Origin of the sequence: Amycolatopsis sp. NPDC051371 (genome assembly GCF_040682155.1) — a bacterium.
Lineage (GTDB): Bacteria > Actinomycetota > Actinomycetes > Mycobacteriales > Pseudonocardiaceae > Amycolatopsis.
This window is the reverse complement of the sequence record NZ_JBFBAG010000022.1, coordinates 100,277-124,171: the sequence shown is the minus strand read 5'-3', so window position 1 is coordinate 124,171 and position 23,895 is coordinate 100,277. Positions and strand designations below refer to the sequence as shown.

The following is a 23,895-nucleotide window of genomic DNA, read 5'->3' as shown; positions in this document are numbered from 1 at the left end:
CGGTGCCGGTTGATCAGTCCGAGTTCGCCAGGTGGGTGAGAGCCGATCGCAGCACGCGCCGCTCCTCCGCGCTCAACCCCGTCAACGTCCGCTCCTCCACCACCCGGATCGCGTCCCGCACCGCCGCGTGGCGCCGGGTCCCGAGTTCCGTCAACCGCACCACCCGGGCCCGGCGGTCCGCGGGATCCGGCGACCGGCTGACCAACCCCTCCGCGACCAGCCCGTCCAGCAATGCGATCAACCGCGTCTTGTCGTAGTGGATCTGCTGGGCCAGCACCAGCTGGCTGGACGCCGAGCCGTGGGCCAGGGTCGCCAGGACCACGTACTGCCACATCGAAAGCCCGTGCTCCGCCAGCACCGGTCCCTCCGCCTCGGCCAGGGTGCGGCCCGCTCCGGCGCAGAGGGCCGCCAGGTCGTCGTCCTCCGTCACGCGGGAAATCTTACGCGTGGACAAATCATAAGCAGATGCGTATCGTTTTGGGTATGACATCAATCGAAACGGGGCGCGCCGAGACGCGCACCATCTCCGTCGCCGCGGCACCCGCGCGGGTCTTCGACTACCTCTCCGACGCTCGCCACATCCCCGAATGGGCACCGGGTTTCGCCCGGACCGTCGAGCACGACCACGACGACGTCTGGCGCGTCCAAGCCGACGCCGGGCCGCAGAAGATGGCCGTCAAGGCCGCGAAGGACCACGGCGTCGTCGACTTCGTCAGTGCCGACGCCCCGAACCTCGGACTCTTCGCGCGCGTAGTGCCCAACCTGACCGGCGCCGAGCTGATCTTCAGCCTCTTCTTCCCCGAGGGCACCGAGCCGGCGGCCGTCGACGCGCAGATGGCGGTCGTCGACCAGGAACTCGAGGCCGTGCGAGAGCGCGTCGAGGCGTGAACCGGGACATCCGGTCGGTCGAGGACCTCCTGCGGATGCTGGACGGCCTCTTCGAAGACATCGAGTGGGACGGCTTCTACGAGGACCGCGACCGGCCCATCCCGTTCTTCGTCGACCAGCCCGACGAAAACCTCGACGCCTGGCTCCGCGACGGCCCCCTCCGCAAAGGCCGCGCGCTGGAGCTGGGTTGCGGGCCGGGGCGCAACGCGCGAAGGCTCGCCGAAGCGGGCTACGAGGTGGACGCGGTCGATCGGTCGTCCGCCGCGATCGCCTGGGCGACCGAACGCGGCACCGGCGTCCGCTTCCACCAGGCCGACATCTTCGCCATGGACCTGCCGCACGAGACCTACGACCTGATCTACGACTCGGGCTGCCTGCACCACCTCGCGCCGCACCGGCGGATCAGCTACCTGGCCCTGCTCGACCGCCACCTGAAACCAGGCGGCCACTTCGGCCTCGCGTGCTTCGCCGCCGGCACCGGCGATGCCGACTCCGGCACCGAAATCCCGGACGCCCAGCTCTACCGCGACCGCAGTCTCCACGGCGGCCTCGTCTACACGCCGGACGAACTGCGCCGCCTGTTCGACGGCTACACCGAGGTCGAACTACGCCCCATGCGGGAGCACGCCGGTCTCTTCGGCGTCCCCTTCCTGCTCGCCGGGCTGTTCCGCAAGGACTGAGAACCCCGGCGGCAGCCGCAGCTCCGTCACTTCGCCGGAAGCGTCGATGGCGACGTCGAGGGTGCCGCCGGCCAACGGCAGACCCTGGACCCGCAGCGCGCCGACCGGGCTCGGCCGGGGCGGGGCCAGGGTCACCGTCCGCGCGGGGACGTCGACGGCCAGGCCGAGGAACGCCATGAGCAGGCTCACCGCGGCCGCCGCCGACCACGCCTGGGGGCGGCACGATGCCGGGTAGGGGAGGGGCGACGACGTCTCCTCGACGCCGTACCCGGAGAACAGCTCCGGCAGCCGGTAGTCGAACGCCGGGGCCGCCGCAAGCAGTTGCACGGCCAGGGAAGCCGCCCGCGAAGCCTGGCCTGACCGCTGCAGACCCCGGATGACGATCGCCGTGTCGTGCGGCCAGACCGAGCCGCAGTGGTAGCTCAACGGCGAGTAGCCGCCCGCGGAAGAACTCATCGTGCGCAGGCCGAACCCCGAAGCCAGCGCGGGATCCACCAGGAGTGCTCCGATCGACGAACTCTCCGAAGCGGAGACCAGGCCGGTGCCGAGGAGGTGGCCGATGTTGCTCGTCAGGGCGTCGACCGGCCGCTTGTCGCCGTCCAGGGCCAAAGCCGGGTAACGTCCGTCCGGAGTGGACACCCAGAACCGGTCGCGGAAGCGCTTCCGCAAGGCCGCCGCCCATGGAACGAGCCCGTCGGAAGGCTCGCCGAGGGCCGTCAGCAGCGAAGCCGCGCGCACGACCGCTTCGTGCTGGTACGCCTGGACCTCGGCCAGCGCGATCGGCGGGTTCGCCTGCGTGCCGTCGCGGAAGCGGACGGCGTCCCCGGAGTCCTTCCACCCCTGGTTGGCCAGGCCGTGCCCGCTCTCGTCGCGGTACTCGGCGAACCCGTCGCCGTCCGGATCCGCGGCGCCCGTGATCCAGGACAACGCGAACCGCAGCGTCGGCAGCAGGTCGCGGACCTCGTCCTCGGGCAGGCCCCAGCGCCAGGCGTCGTGCAGCAGGCACACCCACAACGCGGTCGCGTCGACGGTCCCGTAGTACTCGGCGGGCAGCGAGGCGCCGCCGATCGTCTCGAAGGTGTCCCGGCGCCGCTCGTGCAGGATCTTGCCCGGCGCCTCGCCGGTCGCCGGGTCGTGGCGGGTGCCCTGCGCCCGGGCGAGCGTCCGGAGCGTGCCGCGCGCGACGTCGACCGAGAGCGGCAACGCGAGCCGCGCGGCCCAGAGGCTGTCGCGGCCGAACAGCGTGAGGAACCAGGGCGCGCCCGCGCCGGTGAACGCGTCGCCGGGGTGGTCGCGCTCGGCGAGCAGGAGGCCGTCGAGGTCGTCGAGGGCGCGGTCGAGCAACGCGGTGAACCGGCGGTCGTCGGCGTGCACTGCCGGCCGCGGCAGCCGGGTGCCGGCCGGGACGAACAACGCGCGCTCGTCGGAAACCCGCAGCGACCAGCGCACCGTGGCGGGGGCCTCCACCGTCCAGCGCAGCCGCAGCCGGGGCCCGTCGGCGACGACTTCGGCGCCCTCCGCCGTCACCTCGGACACCGCCGAGTCCGCGGCCCATCGCGTGCCGACCGGAACGGACGGAGAGCGCCGGCCACCCGACTTGATCTCGTCGATCGGCGCGAAGTCGGCCGCCAGCGCCACTTCCACGACGCACGGGCGGCGTACCCCGTCCGTCGAGACGAGCGAAAGCTCCTCGGTCATCCCGGACGCCGTGACGTGGCGCTCGCGCCGCAGCCACACGGTCGGGTCGGGGCCGGGGCTGCCGAGTGGGCGCAGCAACCCGGTGAACCGCGCGCGGTCGGCGCCCGGCTCGTCGCTGCCGATGGCCTCGGGCTCGTGGTCGTCGACCGTCACGACGGCTTCGCTGAGCAGCCGCAGGTCCCCGTGCAGGAGACCTTGCGTCCCGCCGCGGATCTGCCCGTCCTGGCCGGACAGGACGACGGTCGGCGCGTGCAGGGCGATCGCGAGGTCGTGGAGCAGGGGCTGGAGGTCGGCCATGCCTACGATTGGATCGATCAAACGAAAGAATGTCAACTGACTTCGAAGTCTTGACAGCTCAGCGCCGTGGGTTCAGAGTGTCCGGCAGTTGAACGTTCAAACCGGAGGCGTAAATGGGACGGCCCACGCTGAACTCGGTGGCCGAAGCGGCCGCGGTGTCGCGCCAGACCGTGTCGAATGTGATCAACTCGCCCGAGGTGGTCAGCCCGGAGACACGCGAGCGCGTGCGGGCCGCCATCGAGAAGCTGGGCTACCGCCCGAACACCGCGGCGCGGCAGATGCGCACCACGCGGTCGCAGATCATCGGGCTGTGCATCCCGCCGTCGGGCAACGGCGTCAGCGGCGTCGTGCTCGACCAGTTCCTGCACTCGCTGACCGCGACCGCCGAGCGCTACGACCACCGGATCATGCTGTTCACCGCGGCCGACGACGAGGCCGAGACCCGCGCCTACGCCGACCTGATCGCCTCCGTCGGGATCGACGGCTTCGTGCTGACCAACACCCACCACGACGACCTGCGCACCCGCTGGCTGCTCGAGCGCGAGCTGCCGTTCGTCACCTTCGGCCGGCCCTGGGGAGCCGAGGACACGCACCCCTGGGTCGACGTCGACGGCGCCGCCGGCACGCGGCTGGCCACCGACCACCTGATCCGCCAGGGGCACCGGAAGATCGCGTTCGTCGGCTGGCCCGAGGGGTCCGGCAGTGGTGACGACCGCCGCGCGGGCTGGGCGGCGGCGCTCGCCGCGGCCGGGCTGGGCGAAGGTCCGCGGGCCGCGGTGTTCGACGGGGTGGAGGGTGGTCGTTCGGCGGCCGCCCGGCTGCTGGACGCGGCCGGCGACGGCAGCTCGGCCGCCGCCCACGTGCTCGGCGAGGCCGGCCCCTCCGCCGTCGGGCCTGGCACCGGCGAGCCGATCGCGGGTGGCGGGCGCGCACCCAGGCCCGGCGCGCCGACCGCGTTCGTCTGCGCCAGCGACTCGCTCGCCCTCGGAGTCACCGCCGAACTGCGCGACCGCGGGATCCGGCCCGGGGCCGACGCCTCCGTGATCGGTTTCGACGACACCCCCACCGCGTCCGTGCTCGGCCTGAGCAGCGTCGCGCAGCCGATTGCCGACGTCGCCGCCGAGTGCGTGCGGCAGCTGCGCGCCATCCTGCGCGGCGAGACCCCGGCCGAGCCCGCGACCACGCTCTTCACCCCGCACCTGGTGCTCCGCACCACCTGAGTTCCCGCGCGATCAAGGAGGATCGATGCTTCCCCGCCGAACTGTGGCCGCCTTCGCGGCGGCCGGCCTGCTGCTCCCGCTTTCCGCCTGCGGCAGTGGTTTCGACGACTCGTCCCAGCCCGCCACCCAGCAGGCCGGGCCCGCCACGCTCAAGGTGATGATCGCCGCGAGCGGCGGCGCCGAACTCAAGGCGATGCAGGACGCCGCCGCCGCGTGGAGCAAAGACGGCTCCAAGGCCGAGGTCGTGAGTGCCAACGACCTGCCGCAGCAGCTGAGCCAGGGCTTCGCCGCGGGCAGCCCGCCGGACGTCTTCGCCGTGGACGCGACGAAGTTCCAGGGGTACGCCGCCGAAATGCTCCCGTACGGCGACGGCCTGTCCTACAAGGACGACATCTACCCGACGCTGCGCACGACGTTCACCCAGGACGGCAAGCTCTACTGCGCCCCCAAGGACTTCTCGACGCTGGCCCTGGCGATCAACACCGACGACTGGGCCGCGGCCGGGCTCACCGACGCCGACTTCCCGAAGACGTGGGACCAGCTGAAGGCCGTCGCCCAGAAGCTGACGACCGGCGGCCGCACCGGGCTCGTCTTCAACGACACCCGCGACCGCATCGGCTCCTTCCTGGTCCAGGCCGGCGGCTGGTCCGTCGACGCCGACCAGAAGAAGGCCACCGCGGACACCCCGCAGAACCTCCAGGCCCTGACCTACGTCCGCGACCTGCTCGCCTCCGGTGCCGCCAAGTACCCGAAGCAGATCGGCGCGGGCGACTCCGGCGAGGCGTTCGGCCAGCACAAGGCGTCGATGAGCATCGACGGCAACTGGATGGTCGGCGGCATGAAGAAGGACTACCCGGACGTCAAGTACCGCGTCGTCGCGCTGCCCGCCGGCCCGGCCGGCCCCGGGACGCTCTCGTTCACGCAGTGCTGGGGTATCGCCGCCAAGAGCAAGTACCAGGAGCAGGCCAAGCAGCTCGTCGACTCGTTCATGCAGCCGCAGCAGGAACTCGCGTTCGCCGAAGCCTTCGGCGTGATCCCGTCGCGGCAGTCCGTGCGGGCGCAGTACGAGCAGAAGTTCCCGGGGCAGTCGGCGTTCGTCGCCGGCGCCGACCACGCGCACGGGCCCGTCACCCTGACCAAGATGGACCCGGTGCTGACCGACTTCGACGCCCAGCTGCAGCAGCTGCCGGGCGCCGACCCGAAGCGGATCCTGCAGCAGCTGCAGCAGAACACCGCGGCCGCGCTGGGGCAGTGACGCCATGGGCACGCTGCTCACCACGCCGGTGGTCCCGGGTACCGCACCCCTGCGCGGCACCCGGGGCCGCCGCCCCCTCCGGCGCGACGGCCGGGCCGGCTGGCTGTTCCTCGCCCCGACGCTGATCGTGCTCGGCCTGTTCATGGTGCTGCCGATCCTGATGGCGCTCTGGGTGAGCGTCAGCGACTGGACCGGCAACGGCAGCCCGTTCTCCTCCCGCGTGAACTTCGTCGGCGGCGACAACTACGCCGCCCTGCTCGCCGAACCCGGGCTGACGCGCCAGAACTTCGCCACCAGTGTCCGGAACAACGGCTACTTCGTGGTGTTCGTCGTGCCGCTGCAGACGGCGTTCGCGTTGTTCCTCGCGCTGGTGCTGCACCAGAAGAAGCTGAAGGGACGCCAGTTCTTCAGGACTGCCTTCTACTTCCCGACCGTGACCAGCTCGGTAGCGATCTCCGTGGTCTTCCTGTTCCTGTTTTCCAGCACCGGCACGGTGAACGCCGCGCTGAAACTGTTCGGAGTGGACGGTCCCAGCTGGTTCGCCGACCCGCGAGGCATCTTCCACCTCGCGTTCGGCGACCCCGCGAACCCGCCGGCCGCGCTGGCCGGGCACGGCTTCCTCGGACTGTCCTGGTGGGACTGGCTCGCCGGCCCCAGCGTGGCGATGTGCTCCATCATCGTGCTCGTCGTCTGGACATCCACCGGCGGCTTCATGCTGATGTTCTACGCGGCGCTGCAGAACCTGCCCCCGTCCGTCGACGAGGCCGCCCTCATCGACGGCGCGACGCCGTGGCAGCGGTTCTGGCGCGTCACGCTGCCGCAGCTGCGCCCGACGCTGTTCCTCGTGCTGACCCTCGGCCTGATCGGCACCTGGCAGGTCTTCGACCAGGTGTACGTGCTCAGCCGCGGCAACCCGGCCAACACCACGCTGACCCCGGCGTACCTGTCGTACTCGACGTCGTTCATCGGCCACCAGTGGGGCCAGGGCGCGGCGATCGCGTTCCTCCTGTTCGTCGTGATCGTGGCCTTCACGTTGGTGCAGCGCTGGGCCCTGCGGGAGCGCCGATGAAGAAACGCCGGCTCGGGTACGCGGTCCTCCTTCTGGTCGCGGCGCTGTACATCTACCCCTTCCTCATTCAGCTCGCGACGGCGTTCAAGACCGACGCCGACGCCACCGCGAACCCGCTCCTGCCCTGGCCCCGGCAGTGGTCCGTGAGCGTGTTCCGGACGCTCGCCGAGCAGGATTTCCCTCGCTGGGCGGCGAACTCGGTGTTCGTCTCGGTGACGATCACCGTCGGCCGGGTCGTGTTCGACTCGCTCGCCGGGTACGCCCTGTCCCGGCTGCGGTTCCGCGGCCGGAACGGGGTATTCGGGGCCGTCCTGGCGGTCATCGCGGTGCCGAGCGTGGTGCTGCTGATCCCGAAGTTCCTGGTGCTGAACCAGCTCGGCATGTACGACAGCTACTCGGGCATGATCATCCCGCTGCTGGTCGACGGCGCCGGGGTGTTCATCATGAAGCAGTTCTTCGACACCGTTCCGGTGAGCGTGGAAGAGGCCGCGCGCATCGACGGCGCCGGCCCGCTCCGCACGTTCTGGTCGGTGGTGCTGCCGATGTCGAAACCCGCGCTGATCACCGTGACCATCCTGTCGTTCCAGGGCTCCTGGAACGAGCTGCCGCACTACATCGTGTCGCGGCAGGACCCGGCGCTGAACACGTTGACGAGCGGCGTGGCGAGCCTGGTGTCCGGTGAGCTCGGCCAGGGCAACCAGTTCCCGCTGAAGCTCGCCGCGGCGCTGCTGATGACGGTGCCGGTGGCGATCGTGTACTTCGTGTTCTCGCGCCGGTTCACCCAGGGCACCTACGAAGGTGTCGACAAGTAGCTCAGCGGATCAGCTCGTCGGCGACCCACCGCACGACGCCGTCCGGGTACGGGTTCGCCAGTCCGAGGACGATGTGCCCGAAGCCCGCGCCGACGGCCTCCTCGATCTTTTCGCGCGTGGCGGCCGGCTTGTCGTAGTCGACGGGCAGGAAGATCGAGCGGGTGATCGACGCGGGGTCCCGGCCGATCTCGGCGCAGTAGCGGTCGAGCAGCCTGCTGCGGCCGGCGAGGTCGTCGATGTCGCCGCCACCGGGGATGTTCCACAGGTCGGCGTGCTCGGCGACCACGCGCAGTGTCGCGCTCGCCCGGCCGCCGATCATGATCGGCACGGGGGACTGGATCGGCTTCGGGTTGCCGTAAGCGCCCTTGAGCTTGACGTACTCGCCGTCGAAGTCGAACGGCTTCTCGTCCGTCCACAAGCGACGGATGACCGTGCACGCCTCGGCGAGCGCGGCGACGGCGTCGTCCTGGGAGTGGTACGGCAGGCCGTGGCCGTCGTATTCGCGCCGGGCCAGGGGATGGCTCGGACGGGAGCCGGCGCCGATGCCGAAGTCGAGGCGCCCGCCGGACACGATGTCGACGGTCGTCGCGATCTTCGCCAGCACCGCCGGCGGCCGGAAGCGGTTGCTGGTGACGAGCAGGCCGAGGCGCAGCCGCTCGGTCTGCGCGGCCAGCGCCGAAAGCAGTGTCCAGCCTTCGAAGATCGGGCCGTCCGGGTCGCCGCCGATCGGCATGAGGTGGTCGAACAGCCAGGCGTGCTCGATCTCGGGAACGGTGTCGGCCTCGCGCCAGACGCGCAGGATCTCGTCGTAGCCGACGTTCATCGGTGCGGTCAGGATGCCGAAACGGGGGGTCATCAACGCCTCCGGAGGGACGGGTCGAGCAGGGCGGGCGGGGTGTCGAACTTCTCGTGTGCGGCCAGGTCGACGCCGGGCGCGACGATCGTGTCGATCTCGTCGAGCACGTCGGCGGGCAATACGGTCTCGGCCGCTTCGAGCTGCGAGCGCAGGTGGTCGAGCGTGCGCGGGCCGATGAGCGCGCTGGTCACGCCCGGGTGCGTGGTGACGAACCCGAGTGCCAGCTGGATCAGTGTCAAGCCCGCCTGCTCGGCGAGCTTGGCCAGCTTCTCGACGGCGTCGAGACGCGCCTGGTTGGCGGGGTCGGCGAGGTCGAAGCGCTGGGGCAGGACCTTCGAGCGGCTGGTCGTGATCTCCTGTCCGGCGCGGACCGCGCCCGACAGCCAGCCCGACGCCAGGGGGCTCCAGGCCAGGACGCCGAGGCCGTACTCCTGCGTCACCGGGAGCACGTGGGTCTCGATGCCGCGTTGCAGGATCGAGTAGCCGGGCTGTTCGGTGACGTACCGGCTCAGGTGGTTTTCCCGCGCGGCCCATTGGGCCTGCACGATCCGGTACGCGGGGAACGTCGACGAACCGAAGGAACGGATCTTACCCGCGCGCTGCAGGTCGGTCAGCGCGGAAAGCGTTTCCTCGTCGCTCGTGGAAGGGTCCCAGCGGTGGATCTGGTAGAGGTCGACGTGCTCGACGTCCAGGCGGCGCAGGCTGTCGTCGAGGGCCTTGAAGAGCCAGCGGCGGGAACTGCCCCGGTGGTTGCGCTCGTCGCCCATCGGCATGGTGGCCTTCGTGGCCAGCACGAGGTCGTCGCGGCGGCCCTTGATGGCCTGGCCGACCATGACCTCCGACTCGCCCTGGCCGTACATGTCGGCGGTGTCGATCAGGTTGATCCCGCCGTCGAGCGCGGCGTCGACGAGGGCGGTGGCCTCGTCCTGGGTGGTGCGCCCGATGGCGCCGAAGTTCATGGCGCCGAGCGCGAGGGTGCTGACCTGGACGCCGGTGCGGCCCAGGGTGCGGTACTGCATTTTGATGGCCTCCGTGACAAGATGGCAAACGGAACGTTGCTCCGCTAACAATACGGAGCGCTGTTCCGTTTAGCAACCCTGGAGGTGTGGTGAGCGAGAGCAAGCCCAAGCGCGCCGACGCCCGGCGCAACGAGAAGACGCTGCTCGACGCGGCGGCGGCGGTGTTCGTCGCGTCCGGGGTCGACGCGCCGGTCCGCGACATCGCGGCCAAGGCGGGCGTCGGCATGGGCACGATCTACCGCCACTTCCCGACGCGGGCCGACCTGATCATCGCCGTCTACCGGCACCAGGTGGAAGCGTGCGCCGCGGCCGGGCCTTCGCTGCTCGAGACGGCTTCTTCGCCGCATGCGGCGCTGGCCCAGTGGATCGACCTGTTCGTCGACTTCCTGGTGACCAAGCACGGGCTGGCCGGGGTCCTGCAGGGCGACGGCTTCGACTCGCTGCACGCGTACTTCCTGGAGCGGCTGGTGCCGGTGTGCGCCCGGCTGCTCGAAGCGGCCGAGCTGACCGCGCGCGTGCGAGCGCTGGAGCTCATGCGCGGGGTGGGCAACCTGTGCGTCGGCGCCGAGGACAACCCGGACTACGACGCGCGTCGCCTGGTCGGCCTCCTGATCGCGGGGCTGCGCGCGTGATCGAGCAGCTCGCCACCGATCCGTACCCGCTGCTGGCCCGGCTCCGGGCGACCGAGCCGGTGGCCTGGCTGCCGGCGTTGAACGGCTGGCTGGTCACCCGGTACGACCTGGCGATGCAGGTCATGCGCGACGCGGCCACCTTCACCGTGGACGACCCCCGCTTCTCGACGGCCCGGGTCGTCGGCCCGTCGATGCTTTCGCTGGACGCGGCCGAGCACACCCGGCACCGGGCGCCGTTCGCCCGGCACTTCCGGCCCCGGGAGATCGAGGACCGGTTCGGCGAGTTCGTGCGCGCCGAATGCGGCCGGCTGGTCGACGGGTTCGCCGCGGCGGGGGAGGCGGAGCTGCGCCGGGCCCTGGCCGGCCCGCTTTCCGTCGCGGTGGTGGCCGACGCGCTGGGCTTGGACGGCACCGACGCGGCGCAGGTGCTGGCCTGGTACGACGCGATAGTGTCCACAGTGGACGACATTTCCGCCGGCCGGCAGCCGGGTTCTCAAGGTGCGGAAGCGTTCGATGAGCTGCGTTCGCACCTCGAGGGCGCGGTCGGCCGGCGCTCGCTGCTGACCGAGGCGGCTTCGGTGCTGGACTTGCCGGAGGTGGTGTCGAACGCGGCGGTGCTGATGTTCGGCGGCATCGAGACCACCGAGGGCATGATCGCCAACGTCCTGCTGCACCTGCTGCGCGACCCGGCCCACCGGGACCTGGACCGCGCGCTCATCCCGGCGGCGATCGAGGAGTCGCTGCGGCTGGAACCGGCCGCGGCGGTGGTCGACCGGTACGCGACCCGCGACATCTCCCTCGCGGGAGCGTTGATCGCGCGAGGTGACCTCGTGACGGTGTCGCTCACGGCCGCCAACCGCGACCCCGCGGTGTTCCCGGACCCGGACGTCTTCGACGTGCACCGCCCGGACCTGCGCAAACAGCTGGCGTTCGCCCACGGCCCGCACTTCTGCCTCGGCGCCGACCTCGCCCGGCTGGAGACGCGGATCGCCGTGGAAACCGTGCTCGACCGGTTGCCGGGCATCGCCTTGGCGGAGCCGGCCACGGTGTCGGGGCTGGTGTTCCGCAAACCCGCGGCGGTCCCCGTGCGTTGGCTGACATCATGACCGCATGACGGCATGGCGTGAGTTCGAGGCGGCGGAACCGGAGTTCGCTCGGCGCGTGCAGGGGCTGTTCGACGCGCACAAGCACAAGACGATGGCGACCCTGCGGGCCGACGGGTCACCGCGGATCTCCGGCATCGAGACGAAGTTCGCGGATGGCGAGCTGACGTTCGGCTCGATGCCGAACGCCCGCAAGGGTGCGGACCTTCTGCGGGATCCGCGGCTGGCGCTGCACAGTGCCACGGTGGACCCGGTCGACGGCTCCGAGGCGGACTGGCCGGGGGAGGCCAAGATCTCCGGCCGGGCCGTCGACACGGGTGACGGCTTTCGCGTGGACGTCGACGAAGTGGTGCACACGCACCTGAACGCGGAGGCGACGTTGCTGGTCGTCGAGTGGTGGACGCCCGAGGGCGGGCTCCGCAAGGTCGAGCGCGAGTAGCGCCCCAATGTGGCCTTCGGTGCGTTGAACGCACCGAAGGGCCCCTTGGGTGCGTTGAGCGCAACCAAGGCCACATTGGGGCTGGCATTTAAGTCAAGCGCTTGACGTAATGACGGACCTTGGCCATGCTCGGTGGCAGGGGACATTCACCAACGAGGAGTCCGTCATGACGCAAAGCCACACCGAGCTGCCGCGCTTCCCGTTCCAGGTCGAGACCGCGCTGGCGCCGCCGGCCGAGTGGGCGGAGTTCCGGGCGAAGTGCCCGGTCGCGCACGTGCGGCTGGCCAGCGGGGACGAGGCCGCCCTCATCACCCGCTACGCCGACGTCAAGAGCGTGCTCTCCGATCCGCGGTGGACCCGGCCCACGCCGGCCGACAACGCCGCGCGGGTCGCCGACACCGAGTCCGGTGGGGTCTTCAACAGCGAGATGGCGACCGTCCTCCCGCAGCACGGCGAGGCGCACCTCACCTGGCGCCGCACGCTCGGGAAGTGGTTCACCGCCAAGCGGATGAACGCCCTGCGGCCCGGCATGGCCGCGATGGCCGAGCAGCTCATCGACGACCTCGTCGCCAAGGGCGCGCCCGGCGATCTCAAGGCCGGGCTCGCCTTTCCGCTGCCCGTCTGGGTCATCTGCGACATGCTCGGCGTGCCGGACACCGACCGCGACCGGTTCGCCCACTGGTCGGACGTCATGCTCAGCATGACCCGCTACACCCAAGCCGAGTTCGACGCCGCGCAGCAGGACTTCGGCCGGTACATGGGCGGGCTCATCGCCGCCAAGCGCGCCGAACCCGGTGAGGACATCCTCAGCGCGCTGCTGCCCGAGGGCTGGTCCGACGCCATGCTGATCGCCACCGGCATCGGCCTGCTGATCGCCGGCCACGAGACCACCGCGAACATGATCGCCAAGATGGTCGCGATGCTGCTCGCCGACCGGAGCCGGTGGGAGCGGCTGCTGGCCGACCCGGCGCTGGTGCGCACCGCCGTCGAGGAGTCGCTGCGCCTGGACGCCAACGCGGGCGTCGGGATGATGCGCTACTTCTCCGACGACTTCGAGGTCGCCGGCACCGTCTTGCCCGGCGGCACCACCGCGATGTGCAGCATGGCCGCGGCCAACCGCGACGACAGCGCGTTCGACAACGCCGCCGAGATGGACCTGGGCCGCAGCCCGAACCCGCACCTGTCCTTCGGGGCCGGCGCGCACGCCTGCCTCGGGCAGCCGCTGGCCCGCACCGAACTGCAGGTCGTCCTCGAAGTCCTGCTGCGCAAGCTGCCCTCGCTCGACCTCGCCGTCCCGGCGGACGAGCTGCGCCGCGTCGAGGGGCTCGCCGTCGGCGGACTGCGGGAACTGCCCGTGCGGTGGTGACCACGGTGGACCGGGCGCACGCGACGCGGGAGGCGATCCTGACAGCGGCGGAGCGGCTCTACGCCGAGCACGGCGTGCTCGCCGTGTCGAACCGGCAGATCAGCGAGGCCGCCGGGCAGGGCAACAACACCGCCGTCGGCTACCACTTCGGCACCCGCGCCGACCTCGTCCGGGCCATCGCCCGCCGGCATTCCGAGCGGGTCGAGGAGCTGAGGGCGCGCATGCTGGCCGCCCTCGATGACGGCGCCGGCCTGCGCGACTGGGTCGCGTGCCTGGTGCACCCGTCCACCGAGTACCTGGCCGCGGCGGGCCGGCCGAGCTGGTTCGCCCGGTTCACCGCACAGGTGATGACCGAACCGTCGCTGCGGTCGGCCGTCGCCGTGGAGACGCTGTCGTCGCCGTCGCTGGCGCGGACCGTCGACGGGCTGAGCCGGTGCCTGCCGGAGCTGCCCGCCGAGGTCCGCGCCGAGCGCAACGCCATGACGCGCCAGCTGCTGATCCACACGATGGCCGAACGTGAACGCGCGGTGGCCGAAGGCGGCGACACCCCGCGAGCCAGCTGGCGCGAAGCCGCCACCGGCCTGACCGACGCACTGGTCGGCCTCTGGCTCGCACCCGTGACCCACCCCCACGAAGGAGAGGAACGACCATGAAGGTCACTGTGGACGAAGGAAAGTGCTGCGGCGCCGGCACCTGCGTGATGCTGGCGCCGGACGTGTTCGACCAGCGCGACGACGACGGCATCGTGATCCTGCTCGAGGAGACCCCGGGCGAAGCGCACCACGCGATCGTCCGGGAGGCGGCGAGCGTGTGTCCCGGCGTCGCGATCTCGGTGAGCGAGGACGCGTGACGGTCCTCGTCGTGGGCGCGTCGGCCGCCGGGCTCGCCACGGTGGAAGCGCTGCGCCGCAAGGGCTACGAGGACAAGGTGACCGTGCTGGGTGCCGAGGCGCACCTGCCCTACGACCGGCCGCCGCTGTCCAAGCAGGTCCTCGCCGGGAGCTGGGCGCCGGAGCAGGCGAATCTGCGCACGCCGGACGCACTGTCCGTTTTGGACGCCGAGTTCGTGCTCGGCGACCCGGCGGTCCGGCTGGACGCCCGCACGCGGACCGTCCACACCGAGAGCGGGCGCACCCTGACCGCGGACGCGGTCGTGCTCGCCACCGGCCTGCGCCCGCGCACCCTGCCGGGCCAGGACGGTCTCGCGGGCGTCCACGTCCTGCGCACGCTCGACGACGCGCTGGCCCTGCGGGCGGAGCTGGCGCCGGACAAGCGCGTGGTGGTCGTCGGCGACGGCGTCCTCGGCGCGGAGATCGCGGCGACCGTGTGCGGTCTGGGCGTGCCGGTGACGCTGGCCGGGCCGCAGCCCGCGCCGCTCGCGTACCAGTTCGGGCCGCTCGCCGCCGGCCTGCTCGCCGAGCTGCACGCCGCCCGCGGTGTCCGCTTGCGACTCGGTTCGGCGGTGACCGGTCTGTCCTCACTGGACGGACGAGTCACCGGTGTCCGCTTGGCGACGGGTGAAGAACTGTCCGCCGACGTCGTCGTGGTGGCGTTCGGTGCCGCACCGGCGACGGACTGGCTGGCGGGCAGCGGAGTGCTGTGCGACAACGGCGTCGTGTGCGACTCCCGGTGCCGCGCGGCGGACGGGGTCTACGCGGCCGGCGACGTCGCTCGCTGGCACCACGAAGGTCTCGACGTGCTGCTGCGGCTGGAAAACCGGACCAACGCGACCGAGCAGGCGGTCGCCGTCGCGGGCAACATCCTCGGCGAGGACCGGCCGTACACGCCGGTGCCGTACTTCTGGACCAACCAGTTCGACGCGCGGATCCACGTGCACGGGACGCTCTTCGCGGACGCCGAAGTGTCCATTGTGGAAGGCGACGTGCGCGCGGGCCGGTTCGTCGCGCAGTACCGCCGGGGCGGCGAGGTCACCGGCGTGCTCGGCTGGAACATGCCCAAGCAGGCCCGGCTGCGCCGGCCGGAGATCACCGGCACGGTCCTCGCCGGAAAACCCTGAAACCCCCATTCGTCGGTTGACGGAGGTCGGTCCGAGGGTGACTCTGTTCACGTTAACATCGTGGAAAGGGTGGTCATGGCGACGAAGAGAACGCTTTCCCGGATCCTCGGCGTGCTGGCGGTCGCCGCCCTCTCGCTGCTGCCCGCCGCACCGGCGGAAGCCACCGTCTCCGTGACGAAGATCGGGGACACGCAGCTGGACCCGGCCGCGCTGTACTTCGTGTCCTACGACGGGCTGGTGAACAACGACTCCTTCCAGCAGAGCGGCATCTTCAGCTACGCCGGCTACCAGTACGCGGCCTGGTACACCGCGGACCGCAGCGCGGTGCTCGCCCGGCGCGCCGGGACGGGCGCGTGGCAGACCCTCGTGCTGCCGCACAAGCTGACCGTCGACGATTCGCACAACGTGATCTCGATGGGCGTCTCCGCCGACGACGGCCGGCTGCACGTGGCCATGGACACCCACGGCAACCAGGTCTTCTACACCGAATCGGTTGCGGGCCTGCTGTCCGCGCCCGCGTCGCACGCCTGGACGCCGGCTGCCTTCGGCCCGGTGCAGCGTACGCTGAACGGTGTCGACCTCGGCGCGATCACCTATCCCCAGTTCGTGGTCACGCCGGAGCGGCGGCTGCAGCTGAGCTACCGGACCGGCGCCTCCGGCAACGGCGTCAACGAACTCGCCGAGTACAGCGCCGGGAGCTGGCACAAGCTCGGGAAGTGGACGTCGGCAACCGGCTCGTGGACGGCCGGGAACGGCGTGACCAGCACGACGCGCAACATGTACCTGCACGGCATCACCTACGGCCCCGGCGGCCGGCTGCACGCCGCGTTCACCTGGCGCGAGGGCAACACCGGCGTGCTGTGCGACGCCGGCGGGCTCGCCAACCACGACACCGGCTACGTCTACAGCGACGACCGCGGCCGCACCTGGCGGACCAACGCGGGCACGGTCGTCGCGACGACGGGTGGCACACCGGTCGCCGTGGGCTCGCCGGGCACGGTCGTCGACCCGCTCGGCGTCGACCACGGCCTCATGAACCAGGAGAGCCAGGCCGTCGACTCGGGCGGCAACCCGCACGTTGTGATCAGCTACGTGCCCGGCCGGTTCACCCAGTGCGTCACGAACTACTCCGCGCAGCGCAAGCAGTACGGCCGGACATTCTTCCTCAGCCGGGCCGCCGACGGCAGCTGGACCAAGCGCGAAGTGCCGGTGTCACCCGAGTCCACCCAGCGCACCAAGCTGGTGTTCGACCGCGGCGACAACGCCTACCTCGTGATGCCGTACGGGCGGATCGTGGCGGCGTCCAAGGCGAGCGGGTGGACCGACTGGAAGACGGTGTACAGCCCGGGCCTGCAAGCCTTCGGCGAGGTCGACGTCGACGACTCACGCCTCGCCAGCACGGGCGTGATTTCCGTTATGTACCAGCAGGTCTCCACCGGAACGACGCCGTCGCCGATCCGGGTGGCCGACTTCCGCCTCGGCTGAGGCTCACTCGACCGTGACGGACTTGGCGAGGTTGCGCGGCTTGTCGATGTCGTAGCCCAGGGTGAGCGCGGCGTGGTAGGCGAGCAGCTGCAGCGGGATGGTCAGGAGGATCGGGTCGAGCTCCGGCTCGGTTCGCGGCACCACGATCTTCGGGACGTCCAGCTCGCCGAAGTCGACGTCGTCGTGGGTGATCGCGAGGACCGCCCCGCCGCGGGCCCGGATCTGCTGCATCGCGGCCAGGTTGCGGTCGGCCAGCTCGTCGGCGGGCACGATCGCGACCGTCGGGAGCGACTCGTCGATCAGCGCGAGCGGGCCGTGCTTCAGCTCGGAGGTCTGGTACGCCTCGGCGTGGCGGTAGGAGATCTCCTTGAACTTCTGCGCGCCCTCGCGGGCCACCGGGAACCCGCGGACGCGCCCGATGAAGAACAGGCTGTTCGCGGCCGCCGCGGTCTTGGCGTGCTCGGCGATCTCCGCTTCCGCGGCCAGGACCGCCCGGATCTGGTCCGGCAGCGCGCGGATGGCCTCGATGATCCGCTGTCCGTCCGCATTGGACAGATCGCGCACGCGGCCGAGCGACAGCGCGATCAGCGCGAACCCGACGGCCATGTTCGTCAGCGCCTTCGTCGAGGCGACCGCGATCTCCGGGCCGGCGTGCAGGTAGACGCCGCCGTCGCAAGCACGGGCGATGGTCGAGCCGACGACGTTGACGAGACCGACGACCCGGCCGCCCTTGCGCTTGATCTCCTCGACGGCGAACGCGGTGTCGATCGTCTCCCCGGACTGGCTGACCGCGATGTAGAGCGTGTCGGCTTCGATGATCGGGTTGCGGTAGCGGAACTCCGACGCGGCTTCGGCGTCGGCCGGGATCCGCGCCAGCTCCTCGATCATCGTCGCGCCGATCTGCCCGACGTAGTACGCGGAGCCGCAGCCGAGGATCTTCACGCGACTGAACCCGCGCAGCTCCCGGGGCGTCAGGTTGAGCCCGTCGAGGCGGGCGACGCCGAAGCGGTGGTCCAGGCGGCCGCGGATCATCCGCTCGACGGACTCGGGCTGCTCCTGGATCTCCTTGGCCATGTAGTGCGGGAACCCGCCGAGGTCGAGGTCTTCGGCGGCGATGTCGATCTCGGTGGCGGGCTTGGTGGTGTCGCTCTCGTCGACGGTGAAGGTCCGGTAGCCGGTCGCGAAGACCGTCGCGAACTCGCCGTCGTCGAGGTGCGCGACCTGCGAGGTGTGCCGGACCAGCGCGGCGAGGTCGCTCGCGATGAACATCTCGCGCTCGCCGACGCCGATGATCAGCGGCGAGCCGTTGCGCGCGATCACCAGGCGGTCCGGGTGCGCGGAGTCGGTGACGGCGATCGCGTACGTGCCGGTGATCCGCGAGACCGCCTCGACGACGGCGTCCTCGAGCGTGTCCGCGGTGGAGCGCGCGATCAGGTGGGCGAGGACTTCGGTGTCGGTCTCGGAGGTGAGCTTGACGCCGGCGTCGGCGAGCTGGGCGCGCAGCGCGTCGGCGTTGTCGATGATGCCGTTGTGGACGACGGAGATCCGGCCGTCTTCCGAGGTGTGCGGGTGCGCGTTCTCCTCCGACGCGGGGCCGTGCGTGGCCCACCGCGTGTGGCCGATGCCGACTTTCCCGGCGAGGCGCTTGGGCAGCGCGGCGGCGAGGTTGCGGACCCGGCCGACGACGCGGTGGACCTGCACGGTGTCCTTGGGGCCGAGGACGGCGATGCCCGCGGAGTCGTACCCGCGGTACTCGAGCCGGGTGAGGCCCTCGAGGAGGATGGGGGCGGCGTTCTGGCCGCCGATGTAGCCGACGATCCCGCACATGGCGAACCTCTTCTTCTAGGGGGCTGAGTCGTGGCTCTCTCAGCCGTAGACGATGCGGCGCAGCTGGCGCTCGGACAGGTCGGGGGCGGCCACGAGCCGGCCCCGGAGCTCGGCGGCGATCAGCGGGAAGATCTCGGGGTTCTTCCGGCCTTCGGCCTGCAGCTCGGCGTGCCTGCGGCGCACGTACTGCTCGGTGGGTGTCCGGTAGAAGGCCAGGACGTCGTCGACGACGCGGGCGGCGACGCCCGGCGGCAAGCCGGTCGACGCGGCGACGCGCTCGACGATGTCCGTGTCCTCCACGCCGGACAGCATGCCTCATCGATCGGGTGAAGCTCAAATTCTTGCCCGAAATCGGGCAAGTTCTAAATCATTGGACAGCTTTAGGGGTTGGGTCGAGGGTGGGAGTGTGCTTCAGAAAGACATTTGGGACGTCGAGGCGGCTTCGGCCTACGACACGCCGGGCCGCGGCATGTTCGCGCCCGAGGTCGTGGAGCCGGCCGTGGACCGCCTCGCCGCGCTGGCCGGGGGAGGGCGCGTCCTGGAGTTCGCCATCGGGACCGGCCGGGTGGCCGTCCCCCTGGCCGCGCGGGGCGTGTCCGTCACCGGCATCGAACTGTCTCAGCCGATGCTCGACCGGCTGCGGACGAAGGCGGAGATCCCGGTGGTCGTCGGGGACATGGCGACGGCGACGGCTCCGGGGCGGTATTCGCTGGTCTACCTGGTCTTCAACACCATCGGGAACCTGCTGACCCAGGACGAGCAGGTCGAGTGCTTCCGCAACGCGGCCCGCCACCTGGACCCCGGCGGCCGGTTCGTGATCGAGCTGGGCGTCCCGGAGCTGCGCCGGCTCCCGCCGGGGCAGGACGCGCTGGTTTTCACGGCCGAGCAGGGGTACGTCGGGGTGGACACGTACGACACGGTCCGCCAGCACCTGGTGTCGCACCACTTCAAGTTCGGCGAGGGCCGCGACGCGCGGCTCGGCCGGTGCCCGCAGCGCTACATCTGGCCGGCCGAGCTGGACCTGATGGGCCGGCTGGCGGGGTTCGAGCTGGAGTCCCGGCACGCGGACTGGACCGGCGGGCAGTTCACGACGCGATCGCCGTCGCACGTATCGGTCTACCGGCTGCCTCCGAGTTGACCTCGACCAGCGGCAGCCGCACCGTCGCGTGCGGGATGACTCCCAGCTCGGCCAGCGCCGCCTTGGCCGTCACCGCCCCGGGGCCCGAGCGCATGATCGCGTCCGTCAGCGGAAGCAGTGACGCCTGGATCTGTTGCGCGGACTCCAGATCGCCGCGGCGGACGGCGTCGATGAGGCCCGCGGTGCGGTCGGCCGCCACGTTGGCCACGACGCTCACCACCCCCGCCGCGCCGCACGCCAGGTACGGCAGGTTCAGCTCGTCGATGCCGCAGTAGTACGCCAGCGACGTGCGGGTCATGACCGTCATCGCCTCGAACAGGTCGCCCTTCGCGTCCTTGACCGCCCGGATCCGGGGGTGGGCGGCCAGCTCGACCAGGGTCTGCGGCGTCATCGCGATGCCGGCCCGCGCCGGGACGTCGTAGAGCATCACCGGCAGCTCGGTCGCGTCGGCGACCGCGAGGCAGTGGGCGATCACCCCGGCCTGCGTCGGGCGCGAGTAGTAGGGGCAGACGAGCAGCAGCCCGTCCGCGCCGGCTGTCTCGGCGTCACGGGCCCGGCGGACGCTCGCGGCCGTGTCGTAGGTGCCGACGCCGGCGATCACCCGGGCCCGGCCGCCGACCTGGGCCACCACGCTCCGGACGAGTCCGGCCGCTTCGGGTTCGGTCAGGGTGGGGGACTCGCCGGTGGTCCCGCCGACGACGAGACTGTCGCAGCCGGTGGCCAGCAGGTGGTCGACGAGGCTCGTGAGGCCGGGTTCGCTTAGTGTCCCGCCGGGCTGCATGGGGGTCACCATCGCGACGAGGTTGGCGCCGAAGTCGGTCATGGGTCCGACCTTGCCCGGCGTGACTGGTGCGGTCCAGCGATGCTTTTTTGCCGATACTGCGTAACCTGGCTTCATGATCGAGGTCGGTGCACTGCGGGCGTTGCGGTCGGTGGCGGCGCTCGGGACGCTCGCGCGCGCGGCCGAAGAGCTGGGATTCACGGCGTCCGCGGTGTCGCAGCAGCTCAAGCGGCTGGAGCGCCAGGTCGGGGTGCCGGTGCTCGCGCCGGCGGGCCGCGGGGTCGTGCTGACGCCGGCCGGTCAGGCGATCGCCGACTCGGCGCCGGAGGTGTTCCAGGCGCTGGAACGGTGCGTCGAGGCGGCCCGGTCGGTCTCGGAGGGCGCACCACGCGGCACGCTCCGGGTGGTGGCGTTCTCGACCGCGATCCGCGGCCTGCTGGCGCCAATGCTGGGGGGATTGTCGGTGCGCTGTCCCGAATTGCGCGTCGACATCACCGAGCAGGATCCCGACGAGGCGCTGCGCAGCGTCGACGCCGGAACGGCCGACCTCGCCCTCGTCCACGACGCCGATGGGCTGCCCGCCGCGCAGCCGCCGTCATTGACGCAGCGGCTGGTGCACACCGACGTCGGCGACGTGGTGATGAGCCGGTCGCACCCGCTCGCGTCGGCCACCGAACCGCTCGGCCGCCTCGATCTCGCGGGCCACGCGTGGGTGACCAGCCCGCCGGGAACCGTGTGCCACCAATGGTTCCGGCGCCTGTTCGCGGACGCGCCGGAGGAGCCGGACGTCCGCCACCTGGTCGACGACTTCGCGACGCAGCTGTCCCTGGTCGCTTCGGGCGAGGTGCTCGCGCTGATCCCGCGCCTGGCCCGGCCGCCGCTGGGCGACGACCTGCTCGCGCGCCCGCTGCGGCGCCAGCCGAAGCGAGAGGTCCACGCGGCGTGGCGGCGGAGCGCCGACACCAGCCCGGCGATCCGGGCCGTGCTGGCGGAACTCGGCTAAGCTGGCCGGCGAGCGGGTGCAGCGTCGGAACGCCCGCCCGGCTTTCCCTTTGGCGCACTGAGCCGAAGGAGTGCGCCTTGATCACGTTCGCCGGGATGAGCCTGCCCGTCACCAGCCTTGCGCTTTCGATCCCGTTCTACGAGTCGCTCGGGTTCACGACCGAGGTCCGCAACGGCCGGTTCGCGTTGCTGCGCCTGGACTCCGGCACGCTCGGGCTGCTGGAACTGGGCGCCGTCGTCTCGCAGCAGTCCGACCGGCTGCGCCAATTCGTCCAGGTCGAGCTGCTGGCCGACGACCTCGACGAGCTGTACGCGGACTTCGTCGCCCGTGGGGTGCCGGTCCAGGGGCCGCCGCGCGACCGTGGGTTCGAGCGGCAGCTTCAGCTGCGCGACCCGGACGGCTTCACGGTCGAGTTCGCCGATCAGAGCCCCCGTTGAGATCTCCTTGCCACGCTGGAGGAGCCAGCTCGCTCAACCCGACGCGTGCCAGCGCGCGCCGGGCCGTGTGGTCCACGATGTCGTCCACCGTCGCCGGGTGCGGGTAGAACGCCGGGACCGGTGGGGCGATGATCGCGCCCGCTTCGGCGGCCGCGGTCATCGCCCGGAGGTGGCCCAGGTGCAACGGCGTCTCGCGCACCATCAGCAGCAGCGGGCGGCCCTCCTTGAGGCACACGTCCGCCGCGCGGCTGACCAGGTCGTCGGTGTAGCTCCACGCGATCGCCGACAGCGTCTTGATCGAGCACGGCGCCACCAGCATCGCGTCCACCGGGAACGAGCCCGACGCGATCGACGCGCCGATCTCGCCCGGACGGTGGTGCACCGTCACGAGCTTGCCCAGGTCCGACGGGGAAAGCCCGCATTCGTGCCGCACGGTCACCGCGCCCGCCTTCGACAGCACCAGGTGCACCTCGACGTCCGGCCGGTACGCCAGCAGCTCCAGGATGCGGACACCGTACGAAGCGCCGCTGGCCCCGGTGATCGCGACGACCACCTTCATTCGATCGCCTCGATGCGCCGGCCGGTCTTGTCCGGCGCCACGACCGCGAGGACCGCTGCGGCGATGGGGCCGACGATGCCGAGCGCCAGCGCGAGCGGCACCGTGCCCGCGAGCGACAGCGCCACCAGCGGGAACAGGCCGGCGCCGAACCCGCGTCCGGCGTAGTAGCTGAGGTTCGAGCCGCTCGAGCGCACGCGCGTCGGGAAGAACTCGGCCATCCAGATGCCGAGCACGCCGAACCCGCCGCTGCCGCCGGCGCACATCATCAGCGCCCAGAACGTCGGGTACGTCCAGAAGTCCGTGCCGATCTTCGCCGAGCCGCTCAGGACGAGACCGAGGAACCAGCCGAACCCGAGCACGCCGAACAGCGCCGACGCGAACATCGACCACTTGCGCTTCAGTACGTCCGAGAGGATTCCCGCCAGAGGATAGGTGATCCCGGTGACGACCAGTCCCAAGAGGACGATCAGGCTCGCGGTGCCCAGCGGCACCTTCTCGACCTTGATCAGGAACGTCGACAGGTACGAGATGAGCGAGTTCGTGGTGAGGAACAACGCCGTCGCCAGCGCCATGAACAGGATCGTGCCGGCCGCGTACCCGCCGCGGAACACGTCCAGCAGCGGGACCTTCGTGCGGCGCAGCTTTTCCGGCACCCGGCCCGCCTTCAGCTCACGCTGGTACTCCAGCCACTGCTCGGACTCCGGCAGCAGCACGGCCGCGGCGATGCCGATCACCAGCGTCGTGACGCCGATCAGGACGTACCCCGTGCGCCAGCCGCGGTCTTCGCCGAACTCGACGAGGCAGACGTACACCACGCCCTCGGTCAGGATCTGGCCGACGAAGTACATCGCCTGGATCGAGCCGCCCATCATGCCGCGCTTGCGCGTCTTCCAGCACTCGGCGAACATCGAGAACGACAGCCCGAACAGCCCGCCCATCCCGACGCCGGCCAGCAGCCGGGTCAGCAGGAACAGGAAGTAGGTCGGCGCGAGCCCGCCGAGCAGGGCGGCGACGCCGAACGCCAGCACGGACCCGGTGTAGGTCCACCGCCTGCCGTAGAGGTCGCCGAGCCAGCCGCACAGGATCCCGCCCGCGATCGAGGCGAACCCCTGCAGCGTGGCGACCTGGATGATCTGGATGGTGCTGACGTGGAAGCTCTCCGCGAGGTAGGACAGCGGGTAGCCGACGAGGTTGAGTTCCGCGCCGTCGAAGAGCGTGCCGAGGAACGCGAAGAACAGGATACGGGCTGTTTGTGAGCGCACCGGGGTGAGCCCACCGGTGCCGGTGGGCGTCTGCAGGGTCGACAAGGAGGTTC

General features: G+C 71.2%; 26 protein-coding genes. 17 read left to right on the top strand and 9 right to left on the bottom strand.

Annotated features, from left to right (window positions below; translation table 11 throughout):
* Positions 1 to 13 precede the first annotated feature (13 nt).
* The gene (locus tag AB0M59_RS26380) at positions 14 to 430 is read right to left on the bottom strand and encodes a MarR family transcriptional regulator (RefSeq protein WP_364619723.1); all 417 of its coding nucleotides are present in this window, start codon (positions 428 to 430) and stop codon (positions 14 to 16) included.
* A 53-nt stretch (positions 431 to 483) separates the two neighbouring features.
* Between AB0M59_RS26380 and AB0M59_RS26375 the strand changes: the two genes are divergently transcribed.
* Together AB0M59_RS26375 and AB0M59_RS26370 are read left to right on the top strand one after the other, a co-directional pair.
* Positions 484 to 888: an SRPBCC family protein gene (locus tag AB0M59_RS26375; RefSeq protein ID WP_364619721.1), complete on the top strand. Its 405-nt coding sequence runs from the start codon at positions 484 to 486 to the stop codon at positions 886 to 888.
* A complete protein-coding gene (locus tag AB0M59_RS26370; RefSeq protein ID WP_364619718.1) occupies positions 885 to 1,568 on the top strand; it encodes a class I SAM-dependent methyltransferase in 684 nt (227 codons plus the stop codon). Before AB0M59_RS26375 ends, AB0M59_RS26370 begins: the two co-directional genes overlap by 4 nt.
* Here AB0M59_RS26370 and AB0M59_RS26365 read toward each other — a convergent pair.
* A complete protein-coding gene (locus AB0M59_RS26365) occupies positions 1,494 to 3,563 on the bottom strand; it encodes a glycogen debranching N-terminal domain-containing protein (RefSeq protein WP_364619715.1) in 2,070 nt (689 codons plus the stop codon). The two genes, AB0M59_RS26370 and AB0M59_RS26365, sit on opposite strands and share 75 nt — an antisense overlap.
* A gap of 113 nt (positions 3,564 to 3,676) precedes the next feature.
* On the opposite strand from AB0M59_RS26365, the gene AB0M59_RS26360 reads away from it, so the two are divergent.
* The 4 genes from AB0M59_RS26360 to AB0M59_RS26345 are packed head-to-tail and all read left to right on the top strand — an operon-like array spanning position 3,677 to position 7,919.
* Positions 3,677 to 4,783, top strand: coding sequence for a LacI family DNA-binding transcriptional regulator (locus tag AB0M59_RS26360; RefSeq protein ID WP_364619712.1), 1,107 nt, complete (start codon positions 3,677 to 3,679; stop codon positions 4,781 to 4,783).
* 25 nt (positions 4,784 to 4,808) lie between these two features.
* Positions 4,809 to 6,038, top strand: a complete 1,230-nt coding sequence (locus AB0M59_RS26355) for a sugar ABC transporter substrate-binding protein (protein WP_364619709.1) — start codon at positions 4,809 to 4,811, stop codon at positions 6,036 to 6,038.
* Positions 6,039 to 6,042: 4 nt separating this feature from the next.
* Positions 6,043 to 7,107 carry a sugar ABC transporter permease gene (locus AB0M59_RS26350; RefSeq protein ID WP_364619706.1) on the top strand — a complete coding sequence of 355 codons (1,065 nt, stop codon included), beginning with the start codon at positions 6,043 to 6,045 and terminating at the stop codon, positions 7,105 to 7,107.
* A complete protein-coding gene (locus AB0M59_RS26345; protein ID WP_364619704.1) occupies positions 7,104 to 7,919 on the top strand; it encodes a carbohydrate ABC transporter permease in 816 nt (271 codons plus the stop codon). The genes AB0M59_RS26350 and AB0M59_RS26345 overlap by 4 nt, the downstream gene beginning before the upstream one ends.
* A 1-nt stretch (position 7,920) precedes the next feature.
* On the opposite strand, the gene AB0M59_RS26340 is transcribed toward AB0M59_RS26345, so the two are convergent.
* Together AB0M59_RS26340 and AB0M59_RS26335 are read right to left on the bottom strand one after the other, a co-directional pair.
* Entirely contained in the window at positions 7,921 to 8,775 is an 855-nt protein-coding gene (locus AB0M59_RS26340; RefSeq protein ID WP_364619701.1) for an LLM class flavin-dependent oxidoreductase, read from the bottom strand.
* The gene (locus AB0M59_RS26335; protein WP_364619698.1) at positions 8,775 to 9,794 is read right to left on the bottom strand and encodes an aldo/keto reductase; all 1,020 of its coding nucleotides are present in this window, start codon (positions 9,792 to 9,794) and stop codon (positions 8,775 to 8,777) included. Before AB0M59_RS26335 ends, AB0M59_RS26340 begins: the two co-directional genes overlap by 1 nt.
* A gap of 89 nt (positions 9,795 to 9,883) precedes the next feature.
* Between AB0M59_RS26335 and AB0M59_RS26330 the strand changes: the two genes are divergently transcribed.
* The 8 genes from AB0M59_RS26330 (at position 9,884) to AB0M59_RS26295 (ending at position 16,835) form a co-directional block, all read left to right on the top strand.
* Positions 9,884 to 10,426 (top strand): TetR/AcrR family transcriptional regulator, encoded by a 543-nt coding sequence (locus AB0M59_RS26330; RefSeq protein WP_364619695.1) that lies wholly within the window; start codon positions 9,884 to 9,886, stop codon positions 10,424 to 10,426.
* Positions 10,423 to 11,532: a cytochrome P450 gene (locus tag AB0M59_RS26325; RefSeq protein WP_364619693.1), complete on the top strand. Its 1,110-nt coding sequence runs from the start codon at positions 10,423 to 10,425 to the stop codon at positions 11,530 to 11,532. The genes AB0M59_RS26330 and AB0M59_RS26325 overlap by 4 nt, the downstream gene beginning before the upstream one ends.
* A 4-nt stretch (positions 11,533 to 11,536) precedes the next feature.
* Positions 11,537 to 11,968: a pyridoxamine 5'-phosphate oxidase family protein gene (locus AB0M59_RS26320; protein WP_364619690.1), complete on the top strand. Its 432-nt coding sequence runs from the start codon at positions 11,537 to 11,539 to the stop codon at positions 11,966 to 11,968.
* 166 nt (positions 11,969 to 12,134) lie between these two features.
* Positions 12,135 to 13,334, top strand: coding sequence for a cytochrome P450 (locus AB0M59_RS26315; protein ID WP_364619687.1), 1,200 nt, complete (start codon positions 12,135 to 12,137; stop codon positions 13,332 to 13,334).
* Positions 13,331 to 13,987, top strand: coding sequence for a TetR family transcriptional regulator (locus AB0M59_RS26310; protein ID WP_364619684.1), 657 nt, complete (start codon positions 13,331 to 13,333; stop codon positions 13,985 to 13,987). The genes AB0M59_RS26315 and AB0M59_RS26310 overlap by 4 nt, the downstream gene beginning before the upstream one ends.
* Complete coding sequence (locus AB0M59_RS26305) at positions 13,984 to 14,184, top strand: ferredoxin (protein WP_364619681.1); 201 nt, start codon at positions 13,984 to 13,986, stop codon at positions 14,182 to 14,184. Before AB0M59_RS26310 ends, AB0M59_RS26305 begins: the two co-directional genes overlap by 4 nt.
* Complete coding sequence (locus AB0M59_RS26300; RefSeq protein WP_364619678.1) at positions 14,181 to 15,350, top strand: FAD-dependent oxidoreductase; 1,170 nt, start codon at positions 14,181 to 14,183, stop codon at positions 15,348 to 15,350. The genes AB0M59_RS26305 and AB0M59_RS26300 overlap by 4 nt, the downstream gene beginning before the upstream one ends.
* Before the next feature lie 75 nt (positions 15,351 to 15,425).
* A complete protein-coding gene (locus AB0M59_RS26295) occupies positions 15,426 to 16,835 on the top strand; it encodes a BNR repeat-containing protein (protein ID WP_364619675.1) in 1,410 nt (469 codons plus the stop codon).
* A 3-nt stretch (positions 16,836 to 16,838) separates the two neighbouring features.
* On the opposite strand, the gene glmS is transcribed toward AB0M59_RS26295, so the two are convergent.
* The gene (glmS, locus tag AB0M59_RS26290; RefSeq protein ID WP_364619672.1) at positions 16,839 to 18,662 is read right to left on the bottom strand and encodes a glutamine--fructose-6-phosphate transaminase (isomerizing); all 1,824 of its coding nucleotides are present in this window, start codon (positions 18,660 to 18,662) and stop codon (positions 16,839 to 16,841) included.
* Positions 18,663 to 18,701: 39 nt separating this feature from the next.
* Positions 18,702 to 18,974 (bottom strand): hypothetical protein, encoded by a 273-nt coding sequence (locus AB0M59_RS26285; protein ID WP_364619670.1) that lies wholly within the window; start codon positions 18,972 to 18,974, stop codon positions 18,702 to 18,704.
* Positions 18,975 to 19,131: 157 nt separating this feature from the next.
* On the opposite strand from AB0M59_RS26285, the gene AB0M59_RS26280 reads away from it, so the two are divergent.
* Entirely contained in the window at positions 19,132 to 19,800 is a 669-nt protein-coding gene (locus AB0M59_RS26280) for a class I SAM-dependent methyltransferase (RefSeq protein ID WP_364619854.1), read from the top strand.
* Here the strand turns inward: AB0M59_RS26280 and dapA are convergent.
* The gene (gene dapA, locus AB0M59_RS26275) at positions 19,748 to 20,623 is read right to left on the bottom strand and encodes a 4-hydroxy-tetrahydrodipicolinate synthase (protein ID WP_364619668.1); all 876 of its coding nucleotides are present in this window, start codon (positions 20,621 to 20,623) and stop codon (positions 19,748 to 19,750) included. The two genes, AB0M59_RS26280 and dapA, sit on opposite strands and share 53 nt — an antisense overlap.
* A gap of 73 nt (positions 20,624 to 20,696) precedes the next feature.
* Here dapA and AB0M59_RS26270 point away from each other — a divergent pair, with 73 nt between their 5' ends.
* Both AB0M59_RS26270 and AB0M59_RS26265 read left to right on the top strand, forming a co-directional pair.
* Positions 20,697 to 21,584, top strand: a complete 888-nt coding sequence (locus AB0M59_RS26270) for a LysR family transcriptional regulator (RefSeq protein WP_364619666.1) — start codon at positions 20,697 to 20,699, stop codon at positions 21,582 to 21,584.
* A gap of 77 nt (positions 21,585 to 21,661) precedes the next feature.
* Complete coding sequence (locus AB0M59_RS26265; protein WP_364619664.1) at positions 21,662 to 22,021, top strand: VOC family protein; 360 nt, start codon at positions 21,662 to 21,664, stop codon at positions 22,019 to 22,021.
* Here AB0M59_RS26265 and AB0M59_RS26260 read toward each other — a convergent pair.
* Both AB0M59_RS26260 and AB0M59_RS26255 read right to left on the bottom strand, forming a co-directional pair.
* A complete protein-coding gene (locus tag AB0M59_RS26260; protein WP_364619661.1) occupies positions 21,987 to 22,580 on the bottom strand; it encodes a UbiX family flavin prenyltransferase in 594 nt (197 codons plus the stop codon). The genes AB0M59_RS26265 and AB0M59_RS26260 overlap by 35 nt on opposite strands.
* Entirely contained in the window at positions 22,577 to 23,887 is a 1,311-nt protein-coding gene (locus AB0M59_RS26255) for an MFS transporter (RefSeq protein ID WP_364619658.1), read from the bottom strand. The genes AB0M59_RS26260 and AB0M59_RS26255 overlap by 4 nt, the downstream gene beginning before the upstream one ends.
* Positions 23,888 to 23,895: the final 8 nt, after the last annotated feature.

Coding starts and splice junctions, on each gene's coding strand:
- AB0M59_RS26375 (WP_364619721.1), top strand. CDS start 484: ATGACATCAATCGAAACGGGGCGCGCCGAGACGCGCACCATCTCCGTC.
- AB0M59_RS26365 (WP_364619715.1), bottom strand. CDS start 3,563: ATGGCCGACCTCCAGCCCCTGCTCCACGACCTCGCGATCGCCCTGCAC.
- AB0M59_RS26360 (WP_364619712.1), top strand. CDS start 3,677: ATGGGACGGCCCACGCTGAACTCGGTGGCCGAAGCGGCCGCGGTGTCG.
- AB0M59_RS26355 (WP_364619709.1), top strand. CDS start 4,809: ATGCTTCCCCGCCGAACTGTGGCCGCCTTCGCGGCGGCCGGCCTGCTG.
- AB0M59_RS26350 (WP_364619706.1), top strand. CDS start 6,043: ATGGGCACGCTGCTCACCACGCCGGTGGTCCCGGGTACCGCACCCCTG.
- AB0M59_RS26345 (WP_364619704.1), top strand. CDS start 7,104: ATGAAGAAACGCCGGCTCGGGTACGCGGTCCTCCTTCTGGTCGCGGCG.
- AB0M59_RS26340 (WP_364619701.1), bottom strand. CDS start 8,775: ATGACCCCCCGTTTCGGCATCCTGACCGCACCGATGAACGTCGGCTAC.
- AB0M59_RS26335 (WP_364619698.1), bottom strand. CDS start 9,794: ATGCAGTACCGCACCCTGGGCCGCACCGGCGTCCAGGTCAGCACCCTC.
- AB0M59_RS26320 (WP_364619690.1), top strand. CDS start 11,537: ATGACGGCATGGCGTGAGTTCGAGGCGGCGGAACCGGAGTTCGCTCGG.
- AB0M59_RS26315 (WP_364619687.1), top strand. CDS start 12,135: ATGACGCAAAGCCACACCGAGCTGCCGCGCTTCCCGTTCCAGGTCGAG.
- AB0M59_RS26305 (WP_364619681.1), top strand. CDS start 13,984: ATGAAGGTCACTGTGGACGAAGGAAAGTGCTGCGGCGCCGGCACCTGC.
- AB0M59_RS26295 (WP_364619675.1), top strand. CDS start 15,426: ATGGCGACGAAGAGAACGCTTTCCCGGATCCTCGGCGTGCTGGCGGTC.
- glmS (WP_364619672.1), bottom strand. CDS start 18,662: ATGTGCGGGATCGTCGGCTACATCGGCGGCCAGAACGCCGCCCCCATC.
- AB0M59_RS26285 (WP_364619670.1), bottom strand. CDS start 18,974: ATGCTGTCCGGCGTGGAGGACACGGACATCGTCGAGCGCGTCGCCGCG.
- AB0M59_RS26280 (WP_364619854.1), top strand. CDS start 19,132: ATGTTCGCGCCCGAGGTCGTGGAGCCGGCCGTGGACCGCCTCGCCGCG.
- dapA (WP_364619668.1), bottom strand. CDS start 20,623: ATGACCGACTTCGGCGCCAACCTCGTCGCGATGGTGACCCCCATGCAG.
- AB0M59_RS26270 (WP_364619666.1), top strand. CDS start 20,697: ATGATCGAGGTCGGTGCACTGCGGGCGTTGCGGTCGGTGGCGGCGCTC.
- AB0M59_RS26260 (WP_364619661.1), bottom strand. CDS start 22,580: ATGAAGGTGGTCGTCGCGATCACCGGGGCCAGCGGCGCTTCGTACGGT.